The organism is Streptomyces sp. NBC_00029 (assembly GCF_045160505.1).
Lineage (GTDB): Bacteria > Actinomycetota > Actinomycetes > Streptomycetales > Streptomycetaceae > Streptomyces.
The window spans coordinates 3517735-3531615 of record NZ_CP108292.1 but is presented as its reverse complement, the minus strand read 5'-3'; the positions used below and the strand labels follow the sequence as shown (position 1 = coordinate 3531615).

Here is a 13881-nt window from a genome sequence, read left to right as displayed (position 1 = left end):
GGGCGCGCGGAGGGTGCGCCGAGTGGGCGCACGACACGCCGCCGCGCGGGCGTATCCGAGCCGGGGCACGGATACGCCGGCACGTCGGTCAGGCCGTGCGCCAGACCGTCATGTCCAGCACCAGGAAGCTCTCCCGGTCCGACATCCCCGGGGTCGACTTCAGCGTGAGCACGAGCAGGGCGATCTCACCCGACGGGTGCTTGACGCAGAATTCGCTGCCGGCCGCCGCCGTGATCAGCGTCTGACGCCGGGCGGTGGTGTCCTTGAGGGCGGTCCGGCAGGTCTCGAGGGAGCCGTTCGGCTTGCCCCGCAGCATGGTGATCGCGCTGGTGTCGCTCTGCAGTTCGCAGCCGACCCGTTCGCAGTCCAGGCGGATGTCGCCCGTGGGGTTCGCGCGCTCCACCGGTTCCTGGATGCCGATCGAGTTCGATTCGTCCAGGTGCAGGGAGCCGTAGGGCATGGGCCTCGGCGGCGCGCTCGGGCTCGGGCTCGGCGTGGATTTCACGGCCTCCGGGGCCGGACCGCCGCTCGCCGGACCGCCCGCCCGGCCGGCCGTCGAAGCCGCCGGGGACTGCTTGGCCTGAGCCCGCGCCGGGTCCTGCCTGCCGTCCGACATCCTGTCGACGACCGTCCAGGCCGTGCCCGCCACCAGCGCGAGGGCCGTCGCGGACACGGCGGTGAGCAGCGCGTTGCGCCGTCGGCGCCTGCGCCGTTGCTCCGGCCCTTCCGGCGCCGCCGTCTGCGGAGGCTGCCATACCCGGTGGATCGTGTCCGGAGGAACGGGCGCCCCGGCGGGCGCCGGAACGGGCAGCGCGGCATGCGCCTGGCCGGGCTCCGGGCCGGGCTGCGGGGCGGGATCCGCGACGGGCTCCGGGACGGTCAGCTCGGGCCCGGTCACCTCCCGCCAGAGGGCCGGGCCGCTGTCCGCGTCGGCGTCCTCGCCCAGTTGCCGCCGGCACCACTCCACGATCTCCGCCGGGGTGGCCCGCTCCTGCGGATCGGCGGCCAGGCACCGGGCCAGCAGTGGACGCAGCTCCTCCGGCAGCCGGGACAGATCGGGCTCGGAGTGCACGATCCGGTAGAGCACCATCGGGGAGGGGCCGGTGCCGTAGAGGGGCTCGCCCAGTGCGGCGAACGCCGCCGTCTGGCCCAGCGAGAAGACGTCGGCGGCTGCCGTGACCTCACCCGCCGAGGCCTGCTCGGGCGACATGTACTGGGGCGTGCCGATGGTGGCGCCCGTGGCGGTGTACGCGGTGGAGTCGGACGCCAGCGAGATGCCGAAGTCGATGACGCGGGGCCCGTCGGCGGCCAGCAGCACGTTCGACGGCTTCATGTCCCGGTGCACGATGCCCGCGGCATGGATGGCCTGCAGGGCCTCGGCCACGCCCGCCATCAGCCACAGCACGGCGGGTACGGGCAGCGGGCCGCGCCGGTCCACCGCCTGGGACAGAGAGGGCCCGGGTACGTAGAGCGTGGCCAGCCACGGCGGAATCCCGTCCGCGTCGGCGTCGATCAGCTCGGCGGTGTACGCGCCCCGGACCCGGCGGGCGGCCTCCACCTCGCGGCGGAACCGTCTTCGGAACGCGGGGTCCTCGGCCAGTTCCGGCCGTACGACCTTGATCGCGACCGGTCGCCCGCCCTGGGTGTGCGAAAGGTAGACCCGGCCCATACCGCCCGCGCCGAGCCGGGCCGCGATGCGGTATCCGGCCACGGTGGACGGATCGTCCGCCCGCAGTGGCTCGAACACCTCGGTCGCGCTGTTCATCGGTCTCCCCCCATCCCTGATCAACCGATGAGTTGATCCGCGCTCACCCTAAGCGCCGCTCGGCGGCGCAGGGTTGGCGGGGAGGCGGCGTGCGGGGAGGCGGTGGGCGGGTGCCCTCCCGGCTACGGGGCGAGGGGCCAGCCGCGCATCGAGAAGACGCCCTCGTCGCGGGCGCCGGCGGCCGTGTAGGTGGCCAGAGCGGGCTCGTTGTCGGTGTCGACCCCCACCCACATGCCGTAACAGCCGCGCGACTTCGCCTCCTCGGCCAGGGCCAGGGTCAGATCGCGGCCGATGCCGCGGCGGCGGTACCCCTCGTCCACGGAGAGCTCGTACAGGCACATCTCGGTGCCCTTGTCGGGGTGGATCATCTCAATGCCGGAGACCATCCCGGCGGGTACTCCGTCGACGTAGGCGATGAGCATCACGTGCCCCGGGGCGGCGAGGAAGCGCTCGGACCACTCCTCGCGGGCGGGCCCGTCGAAGAGGGGCTCGGCGGCCGAGAGCTCGGCGGTGGTGAGGGCCCGGCGGATTTCCATGGCGGCCACGATAGTGCGCCCGTGACGGATGGTCAGCCGATCCGCGACGCGGCGTGGCGGCCCGCGGCGCCCCGTCGGCCGGGGCAGCCCTTAGCCTGTTGCGGCCGTGCGGCCGCTGCGGCCGTAAGCGAGTGTCTTGTGGATTCGAGGGGGAGCATCGTGAGGAACGCCGTGGTCACGCCGGAGGGCGACCGGATCCGCTGGGTGGAGCTGCCGGGGGCTGAACCGGCCCGGGTCTACGTGCACGGGCTCGGATCCACCTCGCCCGCGTACTTCGCCGCGAGCGCCACGCATCCGCTGCTGGCGGGGCGGCGTTCGCTGCTGGTCGATCTGCTGGGGCACGGGCACAGCGACCGGCCCGAGGGGTTCACCTACACCCTCGAGGCGCATGCGGACGCGCTGGCGGCCGCCCTCGCCGAGGCCGGTGTGGAGGGCGCCGAGCTGATCGCCCACAGCATGGGCGGGGCCGTGGCCATCGTGCTCGCGGACCGGCATCCCCGCCTGGTGTCCCGTCTGGTGCTCGTCGACGCCAATCTGGATCCGCAGCAGCCCGTCCCCGTCATGCCGGGGAGCAGCGGGATCGCCTCCTACACCGAGGAGGAATTCCTGGCCGGCGGCTGGGCCGAGGTCCGGGACCGGGTCAGCGCGCACTGGTGGGCCACGATGCGGCTGGCCGGCCGAACCGCCCTGTACCGCAGCGCCGTTCACCTGGCCGCCGGCACCACACCCACCATGCGTGAGCTGCTGCTGGAGTCGAAGGTCCCGTGCACCTACCTGCTGCCGGAGGCGGACGGCCCGCTCCCGGGCGCCGAAGCCCTGGAGGCCTCGGGCGTGACGGTGGTCTCCGTCCCCGACTGCGGGCACAACATCATGCTCGACAACCCGGAGGGCTTCGCCCGGGCCACCGCGGCGGCGCTGGCCCGCGACTGACCGGGCAGGCCCCGCCCCGGCGGGACGGTCAGCCCTGGGTCCGCGGCGCGGCGGCGCCGCCCCGGGGCCCGGCGCCCGGGGACGGGGTGCCGTCCGTCCAGGCGTAGACCCGCTTGCCGCGCACCGCGACCTGGTACTGCTGGGCGTCCCGGCACTCGGACCGCCCCTCGGTCCGGAGGCTGTCCGGCCACCACTTGGCGTGCAGAGCGGGAGCGGCCACCGGCTTCGGCGTGCCCGCGCTGCACTGGGGGCCGTCCAGCGGCGTCGCGCCGAGGGTGAACCGGATCAGCCGGGCCTCGCCGGTGTTGCGCACCCGTATGCGGACGTCGGTGGCGTCCTTGGGTATCCAGGCGGGCAGGGCGAACGCGGCCTCCGCGCGCCGGGGCGCGTCGGCGGCGCTCGCGAAGCGCTTGCCCGTCTCCTTGTACACCTTGCGGTCGATCGTGTCGGTCACGGGGTTCGGCGGCAGGTTGGGCAGCGCGAAGGCCGCGGTGGCGAGGACTCCCACGGTGGCTGCGGCGATGACGAGCGGGCGGCGGTTCATGCTCACAGTCTCGGCGGGCAGGGCCCCGTCGCGCGTCCCTCCTCAGGACGAACCCGGAGTGCGCCGCAAGTCCCATACGGACTCATACCTGAGGGTTGGCGGGGCCCGGTGCCGTCGGGCGCGCAGTAACCGAGAGGTGCCCGGGGGAGTTGGCCGCAGGTGACCCGTCCGCCCCGGCACCGAGGAGATCCATGCGCCGTCGCCGCCTCGTCCCCGCTCTCGTCCCCGCCCTCGCCACCGCCGCCGCCACGGCGGTGCTCGCCCTCGCCCCGGCGGCCTCGGCCGCACCGCAGGTCCCGGCCGACAAACCGCTGGTGCTGACCCGCTGGACGCAGACCAGTGCCGCCAGCTACCAGGCGTGGGCCGACGCCCGCGAGCACCGGGAGGCCTGGGCCGCGTACGGCTTCGACTGGTCGACGGACCAGTGCACCTCGTCCCCCGACAACCCCCTCGGCTTCCCCTTCGCCGCGGCCTGCGCGCGCCACGACTTCGGCTACCGCAACCACCGCGCGGCAGGGCTGTTCCCGGCCGCCAAGGCACGGCTGGACCTGGCGTTCCACGCGGACCTGAAGAGGGTCTGCGCGCAGTACTCGGGCCCCCGCAGGAGCTCGTGCGACGGCACCGCGTGGACCTACTACCAAGCGGTCAGGCTCCTCGGCATCTCCTGATCAGCAGCACAGGACCGGGACGTCCTGGACCAGGTTGTTGCCGAAACCACCCCGGTTCCACGGCTGTTCGAGGGGCTGCGTACGGCCCTCGGCGTCCGTGGCGCGGACCGTGAGCGTGTGATGGCCCGGTGTGGCCGTCCAGACGCAGGACCAGGCCTGCCAGGCCCACCGGTGCGGCCCCCGGGGCGCCACCACGGCCCGGATCCAGGAGCGGCCCCCGTCGGCGCTCACCTCCACCCGGGTGACGGCCCCGTGGCCGGACCAGGCCCGCCCCTCCAGCGGTACGGGGCCGGGGTGCACCACACGGGTGCGGGTCATGAAGTCGGGGAATCCCGGCGGGACCATCAGGGCGCGCGGTGCGATCCGGGTGACCGGCACGCCGGGGTCGTCCGGATCGTCGGCGGACCGCCGGTACCGGTAGGCCTCGGCCTGCTGGAACCCGGTGAACGGCGTGTCGACCAGGGTGATCCCGCGGAGCCATTTGACGTGCGCCATGCCGTACCAGCCCGGGACGACCAGCCGCAGCGGACACCCGTGCTGCGGGGGCAGGGGCAGGCCGTTCATGGCGTAGGCGATCAGTACCCCGTGGTCGTCCCCGGTGGCGGCCGCCACCGGCAGGCTGCGCCGGTAGTCCTGCTCGACGCCGCGTTCGACCCCGTGGTCGGCCCCGGTGAACACGGCCTCCACGGCGTCCGGCTCCACCCCGGCCCCGTCGAGAACGAGGCGCAGCGGCACCCCCGTCCAGTCGGCGGTGCCCACCGCCTCCAGCAGCCACGGCTGGCTGACCGGCCGGGGGGTGAGGCGGGCCCGGCCGTTGCCCGCGCATTCCATCGTGACGCGGTGGGTGACGGCGGGGAAGGCGCGCAGGGCGGCGAGGTCCAGCGTCAGCGGGGTACGGACCCGGCCGTCGACGGCCAGGGACCATCCGGCGGGGTCGGCGGCGGGTATGTCGTAGTGGACCAGGACGTAGTGCAGTCCCGGCGGTGTGACCTCGTAGCGCAGGGCCTCCAGCGGAAGTCCGTGGTTACGGGCCGCGAGCGCCAGCTCCTGCGGGCTGATGCCCTCACCCGGCGACGCGATGCGGCCCGGGGTGCTGACATCGTGCACCGACGCCTGCTCCATACCCCCATGGTCGCGCGCGGCGCCGTGGGCCCGCCACCGCGCCACGGAGCCTGCGCGCCGTTACCCGCCGCCGGGCCCCGGCGTCAGGTGGCGGGTGAACCAGTCGCGGGCCAGGCCGGCCACCCGGTCCAGGGCTCCCGGCTCCTCGAAGAGGTGCGTGGCCCCCGGGACGATCTCCAGCCGGTTCTCGCAGCGCAGCTCGCCCAGGGCCGAGCGATTGAGGTCGAGCACCGTGGTGTCCCGGCCGCCCACGATCAGCAGTGTGGGGGCCCGTACGGCGGCGAGCCGCGGACCGGCCAGGTCGGGCCGGCCCCCGCGGGAGACCACGGCGCCGATACCGGGGTCCGATGCGGCGGCCCACAGCGCCGCCGCGGCCCCGGTACTCGCCCCGAACCAGCCGACCGGGAGGGACTCGCGGCGGCGCAGCCAGGCGGTGGCGGCCGCGAGCCGTCCGGCCAGCGTCCCGATGTCGAAGACGTTGGCCCGGTCGGTCTCCTCGGCGGGCGTGAGCAGGTCGAGGAGCAGCGTGCCGAGGCCCGCCCGGTTGAGGTCCGCCGCCACCGACCGGTTGCGCGGGCTGTGGCGGCTGCTGCCGGAGCCGTGGGCGAACACCACGACCGCCCCGGCGCCCTCCGGCAGGGCGAGGTCCCCGGCCAGGGCGAGGCCGTCGGCGTCCACCTCGACCGCGACGGCCCGCACGGGCGGACGGGCGGCGGAGTCGGCCGCCGCCCGTGCCAGCAGGAAGACGACCTCCTCGTCGGAGGTCTGGGAGAAGTCCTGGTACCACTCGCCGACGGCGCGGAAGGCGTGCGGAGTGGACAGGCACACCACCTCGTCGGCCGCGGAGCCCAGCCGTGCGACCGCGTCCGGCGGGGCCACCGGAGCGGCCAGCACCACCCGGGCCGCGCCCTGAGCCCGTACGACCTCGCACGCGGCCGCCGCCGTCGCCCCGGTCGCGATCCCGTCGTCCACGACGATCACGGTCCGGCCGGTGAGGGGCGTCCGCGGCCGGTCCCCGCGGAACCTGCGGGCCTGCCGGGCGAGCTCCGCCTCCTCGGCGTGCTCGACGGCCTCGACGTCCTCCCGGCGGAGCCGGCCGCTGCGGACGATGTCCTCGCTGATGACGCGTACGCCTCCCTCGCCGATGGCGCCGAAGCCCAGCTCACGGTGGTGGGGAACGCCGAGCTTGCGCACGACGATCACATCGAGCGGGGCGCCGAGCGCGCGGGCCACCCGGAAGGCGACCGGGACGCCGCCGCGGGGCAGGCCCAGTACGACGGGATCCGTCCCCTGCAGGTGCTGCAGCGCCTGGGCGAGCTGCTCGCCGGCGTCCGCGCGATGGGTGAACAGCACGATGGCTCACCACCCAACCCGGGGGAGACGGAAACCCACGTACCCACCTCCTTCGACGCAACCCCATCTCAGGCCTTCGCGCAAGTCGGTCCCGCCCCGGGGCGGGATCCCGGGAGCGGGGGGTGGTCCGGCCACCACCCCCCGGGCCGCGATCCCGGCTTCCGGGGCCCCCGGGACCCGGGGGTGGTGGTCCGGCCACCACCCCCGGGGCAGGGTGTGTGCCGGACGGCCCTCGTGGTGAGGCCCTCCCCCGGGAGAGGCTCTGGGGGTACAGCAACCGACCGAGGGGGAGGGCGAGATCTCCATGGGATCGCAGCTCGTGCAGTTCACGCGCTCACAGACCGGCCTCACGGCCTTGGACCAGGTCGGCCAGCTGTGCCAGACCCTCTTCGACCCGCTGCCGCGTGCCGACCAGCGGCGCAAGGCCGAGCTGTACGTACGGGGGCTCCTCACCGCCCGTGGGCGCAAGACCATGCGGAACATCGCCGCGCACGCCGGGATGCCGGCCGGGGAGCAGAGCCTGCACCACTTCATCTCCTGCTCCACCTGGGACTGGGACTCGGTCCGCGAGAACCTCGCCGTCCAGCTCGACGGCATGCTCAAGCTGCAGGCCTGGGTGGTCAAGCCGATGGTGATCCCGAAGTCGGGGGCGCACTCGGTGGGAGTGGAGCGCCGGTTCGACCCCGAGACCGGGCACGTGGTCAACGGGCAGCAGGCGTACGGGGCCTGGGCCGCCTCCGAGGAGGCGAGCGTCCCGGTGAGCTGGGCCCTGCACCTGCCGGAGGAGACCACCCTGGCCGACTGCGCGGCGCGCGCCGTGCTGGACATCGCCCGGACCCGTGCGGTGCGCCGGCTGCCGGTGGTCGTGGACGCGGTGGAGGGCGGCGCGGAACTGATCACGGGGTGGCTGGGGGCGGCCGAGATGCCGTTCATGGTGGAGGTGTCGGCAGCGACCCCGTTGCACGTCACCGACCCGCAGCTGCCGCGGGGGGCCGGGAAGCCGGTGACGGCCGGGCAGATCATGGACGCGGCGGGGATGCTGCGCCGCCCGGTGCGCTACGAGGACCGCGCGGACCGGACCGTACGCCTCGGCTTCCTGGCGACCCTGCAAGTGGAACTGCCGGAGAGCGCGGGCGCGGGAGCCGCCGGGGTCCGGCGCCGGCCGGCCGGCCGCGGGCCGCTGCTGCTGGTGGGGGAGTGGTCGGACGCCCGGCGCCGGCCGGAGCGGTACTGGCTGACCGACATGACCGGCGCGCCGCCCGCCGTGCTGATGAGGCTGGGGCAGCTGTCGCGCCGGATCGAGCGCGGAGCCACCGATCTGTCGGACCGGGTGGGGATGCGGGACTTCGAGGGGCGCTCGTACCAGGGATGGCACCGGCACGTGACCCTGGCCTCGGTGGCGCAGGCCACCGCGGCGATGGCGGCGGTCGCGGCCGAGCGGATGAGCTCGGGCTACGGACCCGGCTACGGCCATGGCTACGGCCACGGATCGAGCCACGCCTACGTACAGCGGCCGGGCCACGGCGGCGGGTTCGGTGACGCGGCCACCGGCTTCGGAGGTTTCGGCGGCTACGCGGCAGCGGACCGGCGCACCGGATTCGCCGACCGCGGCTACGCGGGACGCAGGCGTACGGCGTAGGCCGCCGGGGGGCGGCCTACGCCGTACGGCCGGGCCGTCGGGCGGGCCGTCAGAGCGGGCGGTCCTCCTGGCGGTTCCCGAGGGTGTCGCGGGTCCGGTGCAGCCGCAGCGCGAGCTGGACCTCCAGGGCCCTGGCCGGTTCCTGCCAGTCGTCGCCGAGCAGGGCCGTCATTCGCTCCAGGCGGCGGGAGACGGTGTTCGGGTGGACGTGGAGGGCCTCGGCGGCGTAGGTCGGGCTGCCGCCCGATTCGAAGTACGCCTCCAGGGTCTGGACGAGATTGGTGAAGCGGTGCGTGTCGTAGTCGATGACCGGGCCGATGGTGTGCGTGATGTAGTCCCGCACGCTGTGGTGGTCGCCGAGCAGCAGCCCGAGGAAGCCGAGTTCCTTCGCGGAGGCACTGGAGCCGATGCCGCCGATGGCGCCCAGGGCGCTGAGGCAGCGGACCGCCTCGGCGTAGGCCGGCTGGAAGTCCTCGATGCGGTTCGTGGGCCCGGCCGCGCCGACCGTCACGGGGTGGCCGAGCAGCGGGGACAGCTCCTGGGAGACCTGGCGGGCGGTCGCCCCGGGATCCTCGGAGGGCAAGAGCAGGGCGATGCTGTCGCTGCGCACGCTGCACAGGCCGCCGGAGACCAGGGCGTACGAGGAGGCCCAGACGACGGCCCGGCCCTGCGAGCCGCCCTCGGGACGGATGGCCACGACGGCGTACGGGCGCTCCAGGTCGATGCCGAGGATCCGGGCCCGGTCGCGGAGCTGGGGCAGCGGCCGCAGCGGGGTGCTGAGCAGGGCGTCGCAGAACTCGTCGCGGACCTGGCTCTCGGCCATGGCGGTGTTGCGTTCCATGAGCAGCAGCACGCCGGTGGTGCCCGCGGCCAGTTGCAGCAGGCGCAGCTCGTCCTCGTCGAGCACCGCGGTGGTGTGCAGGAGGATGCCGCCGAGCCGCTCGGTGCCGGCCGTGACGGGCACGAGCCAGTGGTCGCCGGCCAACTGCACCGGCTCGTCGGCGAACTGGGTGAGCAGGGCCTCGGCCACATCGGGAGTGTTGCCGGCGGGCAGGTCGCCGGTGGCGGCGAGGGTGCGGCCGCGGGGGTCGAGGACGGAGACGGTACCGCCGAGGGCGTCGGCGGTGAGGGCCGTCAGCGCGGTCAGGCCGGAGCCCTCGAGCAGCAGGCCGATCATGCGCTGGTGGATCTCGTTGACGCGGTGGGCCGAGGTCAGGTGGGACTTGGCCTTCGAGCTGTACTGCTCCAGGGCGGTGATGTCGGTGCGGGCCTGGTTGAGCACCCGGGCCTTGTCGATGGCCACGCTGGCGAGGTCGCCGAGCGAGGCCATCAGGGAGACCTCTTCCGGGGTGAAGTGCCGGACGTTGCGGTCGGCGGAGTAGAGCACGCCGAAGGAGGTGCCGTGGCCGATGAGCGGCACCGCGAGGATGGCGTGCAGGCCCTCGGCGCGCACCACTTCGTCGATCACGGGGTGATGGGCGATCCGCTCGTCGGCCATGTAGTCGGAGGTCCAGAACGGCGCGCTGTTGCTGCGCGAGGCGCTGCCGAGCCCGCCCTGGCGGGGTACCCGGAAGCCCACGGTCAGCGCGGTGGCGTGGCCGTCGGCGGTGCGGACGTAGCCGTCGCTCTCGGGGTCCTCGTAGAAGCTGATGTACGCCATGTCGAGGTTGAGCAGCAGCCGGGCGCGGCGGGTGATCACCTTGAGCAGGGCGTCGAGGTCGAAGGGGAGGGTCAGGTCCCGGGCGGTGTCGACGAGGGCGGAGAGGCTGGCCTCGCGCTGCTGGCGGCGGCCGAGCTGGGCGCGGACGACGGCGGCGTGCTCCAGGGCCTTGTCCACAGCGGCCAGTTCCGCCTCGGTGGCGCCGGCGGCGCGGGCGGAGGCGGCGATTTCCTCGTAGGCGGAGGCGGGGGCCTCCTGCGCGAGCAGTTCGAGTACGGCCAGGGCCCTGACCTCGATGGAGACAGGGTCCAGCGCCACTTTTCTTCCTCCAGATCATGGATTGGGTTCGTGGTGACATCTCGGTCCCGCGAACCTAGGCGATGCACTCTCCACAGTCAATTGTCAACAATCCGTACCTGCAGACGGATTAAAGGATTCCGTATTTCCGTCTCCTTTGGGGCGATTGTTTGTTTTTGGAGCCGGGGCAGTGGTCGCGGCACCACTTATGGGCACCGGGTGTGTTGAGGGCTCACCTTCCGTAAGCAGGCGTCTGCGAACCAGACTTCGGGCATCCGGTCCCCCGGCGGGGGCCAGTCGTGAATCTCACGCAGGAATGCCACAAGGGGGAAATTACGTCATGCAGCAGACCCGGGTTCAGAGCGCCTCGTCCCAGCCGATCTCCGCATCCGTCATCGCGCCGCTGCCCGCCGGAATGCCGGCGCAGAGCGCGGATCCGGCTGCCGAAGTACGCGACTACGAGCGCTCGCTGGCCCGGAGCGCCCAGTCCCGCACCCGGGCCGACCGGCCCCGCGAGTTCGACCTGCGCGGCCGTAAGTGGAATCTGCTCGACGACGTGTTCTGCCCGACCTACTCGCCCAGCACCGGCATCGCCCTGGACTTCCTCGGCTGGACCGAGGAGTGGACCACCCCCCGCCGCGGCTCCATGCTGGAGATCGGCTGCGGCACCGGCGTGATCGCGATCACCGGGGCGCTGGCCGGCTGCGAGCGGGTGGTCGCCTCCGACATCAACCCCCAGGCCGTGGCCAACGCCCGGCTCAACGCCCAGCGCCACGGACTGGCCGACCGGGTCGAGGCGGTCCACAGCGACCTCTTCGACTCCCTCGACCCCGCCGAGCGCTTCGACCTCGTCTTCTGGAGTTCCAACTACGTGCTCGCCCCGGCCGGGCACGTCTACGGCTCGGTCCACGACATGGCGTACGTCGACCCCGGATACGCCGCCCACCGCCGCTTCCTGGCCGAGGCCCCGGACCGGCTGACCCCCGGCGGCTCGGCGCTGCTGCACTTCAGCTCGCGCGGCGACCTCCGCGCCCTGCACGCCCTGGCCGCCGAGACCGGCCGCGAGCTGCGCACCCTGAGCTCCACCGTCGTGCAGGAAGGCGCGCACCCCGTCGACCACCTGCTGCTGGAGATCGTCCCGGCCGTCTGAGCCGCCTCCCACCCCTCAGCTCCCTCTGCCCCAGCGAGGTCCCCGTGCGCACCCTGCTCGTCGACAACTACGACTCCTTCACCTACAACCTCTTCCACCAGATCGCGGAGGTGACGGGCCACGAGCCCGTCGTGGTCCGCAACGACGAGACGCGCTGGAGCCCGGACCTGCTCGACGGGTTCGACGCCGTGGTGCTGTCGCCGGGGCCCGGGACGCCGGAGCGCCGGGCGGACTTCGGGATCTGCCGGGACATCCTGGACCACGGGGACCTGCCGCTCCTCGGCATCTGCCTGGGGCACCAGGGGCTCGCCCACGCCCACGGCGGACGGGTGGTCCGGGCGGCCGAGCCCCGGCACGGCCGGACCTCGCCCGTACTGCACGACGGCACCGGCCTCTTCGCCGGTCTGCCCTCCCCGTTCGAGGTGGTGCGCTACCACTCGCTCGCCGTCACCGACCTGCCCGACGAGCTGGAGGCGACCGCCTGGAGCGACGACGGCGTGGTGATGGCGCTGCGCCACCGCGAGCTGCCGCGCTGGGGCGTGCAGTTCCACCCCGAGTCCATCTCCACCACGTACGGGCACGAGCTCGTCCGCAACTTCCGGCGCCTGGTCGCCGAGCACCACGAGGGGCGCGGCCGGACCGCCTCCCGCCGGGCGGCCCGCCCCGCGCTGCCGCGTCCCACCGCTCCCGCCGCCGCTGCTGCAGCCGTCACCGCTGCGGCCGCCCTCCCCGCCGGACCGCAGGCCCCGCGCACCCGGCTGCGGGTCCTCGCCGACTTCCTCACCACCCGCTGGGACGACGAGGCGGCCTTCGAGGAGCTGTTCCAGGGCAGCGCCCACGCCTTCTGGCTCGACAGCAGCCGCACCGACAGCGCCGGCCGGTTCTCCTTCATGGGCGACGACAAGGGCCCGATGGCCCGGGTCGCGACCGGGGACGTGGCCAGCGGCACCGTCACCGTGACCGGCGAGGCCGGCGCCACCGGCCAGATCGTGGCCGAGCACTTCCTCGACTGGATCGCCCGCGACCTGAAGTCCCTCGACGTCCAGGTCCCCGAACTGCCCTTCGGCTTCGCCCTCGGCTGGGTCGGCTACCTCGGCTACGAGCTCAAGGCCCAGTGCGGCGGCGACCAGGCCCACCGGTCCGAACAGCCCGACGCGGTCATGGTCTTCGCCGACCGGGCCGTGGTCCTCGACCACCACACCGGCACCACCTACCTGCTCGCCCTCGCCCCGGAGGGCGACGAGGGCGCCGCCCGCGACTGGCTGCGCACCACCGCCGACCGGCTGCGCGCCACCGCCGGCCGCTCCCTGCCCGAGCCGCTGCCGCAGCAGCCGCTCACCGGACTGCGGCTGCGGCACGACCGGGACAGCTACCTCTCGCTCATCGACGAGTGCCAGCAGGAGATCGCGGCCGGTGAGACCTATGAGGTCTGCCTGACCAACATGGCCGAGGCGGACGGCTCGCCCGATCCCTGGCAGACGTACCGGCAGCTGCGCCGCAGCCACCCGGCGCCCTTCGGCGCGCTGCTCCGGTTCGGGGACGTCTCGGTGCTCAGCACCTCGCCCGAGCGGTTCCTCCGGGTGGACGGCGAGGGGTACGCCGAATCGCGGCCCATCAAGGGCACCCGGCCGCGCGGGGCAACCCCCGCGGAGGACGCGGAGATCCGCCGCGAGCTGGCCGGCTGCGAGAAGGACCGCAGCGAGAACCTGATGATCGTCGACCTGGTCCGCAACGACCTGGGCCGCTGTGCCCGCACCGGCTCCGTCGAAGCCGACGACATCTTCCGCGTGGAGACGTACGCGACGGTCCACCAGCTCGTCAGCACCGTCCGGGCCCGGCTGCGGCCCGAACTCGCCGCCGTGGACTGCGTCCGCGCCGCCTTCCCCGGCGGCTCGATGACCGGCGCTCCCAAGCGGCGCACCATGCAGCTCATCGACAAGCTCGAAGCGGGCCCGCGCGGGGTGTACGCCGGCGCCATCGGGTACTTCTCGCTCTCCGGCGAGGCCGACCTGAGCATCGTCATCCGCACCCTGGTGATGACCCCGGGCCGGGTCCGCTACGGGATCGGCGGGGCCATCGTGGCCCTGTCCGGCCCGGAGGCGGAGTTCGAGGAGACCGCGGTCAAGTCCGCTCCGCTGCTCGGCCTCTCGGACAGCGGCTTCCCGGGCCGAGAGCGCACCTTCGCAGCGCTTACGGGCTGACCCCCGTCCCCGCAGG

11 protein-coding genes are annotated in these 13881 nt (G+C 74.0%); 5 read left to right on the top strand and 6 right to left on the bottom strand.

From position 1 onward, the window contains the following. Positions 1–88: 88 nt before the first annotated feature. Positions 89–1765 (bottom strand): serine/threonine-protein kinase, encoded by a 1677-nt coding sequence (locus tag OG753_RS16650; RefSeq protein ID WP_405788977.1) that lies wholly within the window; start codon positions 1763–1765, stop codon positions 89–91. A 122-nt stretch (positions 1766–1887) separates the two neighbouring features. Continuing rightward, positions 1888–2301: a GNAT family N-acetyltransferase gene (locus OG753_RS16645; protein ID WP_327262565.1), complete on the bottom strand. Its 414-nt coding sequence runs from the start codon at positions 2299–2301 to the stop codon at positions 1888–1890. A gap of 159 nt (positions 2302–2460) precedes the next feature. On the opposite strand from OG753_RS16645, the gene OG753_RS16640 reads away from it, so the two are divergent. Beyond that, positions 2461–3231: an alpha/beta fold hydrolase gene (locus OG753_RS16640; protein WP_383202565.1), complete on the top strand. Its 771-nt coding sequence runs from the start codon at positions 2461–2463 to the stop codon at positions 3229–3231. Between the two features lie 28 nt (positions 3232–3259). Here the strand turns inward: OG753_RS16640 and OG753_RS16635 are convergent, their stop codons facing one another. Then, positions 3260–3775 (bottom strand): hypothetical protein, encoded by a 516-nt coding sequence (locus tag OG753_RS16635; RefSeq protein ID WP_327262563.1) that lies wholly within the window; start codon positions 3773–3775, stop codon positions 3260–3262. Positions 3776–3966: 191 nt separating this feature from the next. Between OG753_RS16635 and OG753_RS16630 the strand changes: the two genes are divergently transcribed. Next, positions 3967–4443, top strand: coding sequence for a phospholipase (locus OG753_RS16630; RefSeq protein ID WP_405788974.1), 477 nt, complete (start codon positions 3967–3969; stop codon positions 4441–4443). On the opposite strand, the gene OG753_RS16625 is transcribed toward OG753_RS16630, so the two are convergent. Together OG753_RS16625 and OG753_RS16620 are read right to left on the bottom strand one after the other, a co-directional pair. Beyond that, positions 4444–5565 carry a sulfite oxidase gene (locus OG753_RS16625; RefSeq protein WP_405788972.1) on the bottom strand — a complete coding sequence of 374 codons (1122 nt, stop codon included), beginning with the start codon at positions 5563–5565 and terminating at the stop codon, positions 4444–4446. A gap of 60 nt (positions 5566–5625) precedes the next feature. Next, the gene (locus OG753_RS16620) at positions 5626–6918 is read right to left on the bottom strand and encodes a phosphoribosyltransferase family protein (protein ID WP_327262560.1); all 1293 of its coding nucleotides are present in this window, start codon (positions 6916–6918) and stop codon (positions 5626–5628) included. Positions 6919–7222: 304 nt separating this feature from the next. On the opposite strand from OG753_RS16620, the gene OG753_RS16615 reads away from it, so the two are divergent. Continuing rightward, complete coding sequence (locus OG753_RS16615; RefSeq protein WP_405788970.1) at positions 7223–8557, top strand: IS701 family transposase; 1335 nt, start codon at positions 7223–7225, stop codon at positions 8555–8557. Between the two features lie 49 nt (positions 8558–8606). On the opposite strand, the gene OG753_RS16610 is transcribed toward OG753_RS16615, so the two are convergent. Next, positions 8607–10535 (bottom strand): helix-turn-helix domain-containing protein, encoded by a 1929-nt coding sequence (locus tag OG753_RS16610; RefSeq protein WP_405788968.1) that lies wholly within the window; start codon positions 10533–10535, stop codon positions 8607–8609. A gap of 319 nt (positions 10536–10854) precedes the next feature. On the opposite strand from OG753_RS16610, the gene OG753_RS16605 reads away from it, so the two are divergent. Then, positions 10855–11664 carry a methyltransferase domain-containing protein gene (locus tag OG753_RS16605; protein WP_405788966.1) on the top strand — a complete coding sequence of 270 codons (810 nt, stop codon included), beginning with the start codon at positions 10855–10857 and terminating at the stop codon, positions 11662–11664. 44 nt (positions 11665–11708) lie between these two features. Beyond that, a complete protein-coding gene (gene pabB, locus OG753_RS16600) occupies positions 11709–13865 on the top strand; it encodes an aminodeoxychorismate synthase component I (protein WP_405788964.1) in 2157 nt (718 codons plus the stop codon). The last annotated feature ends 16 nt before the right edge of the window (positions 13866–13881 follow it).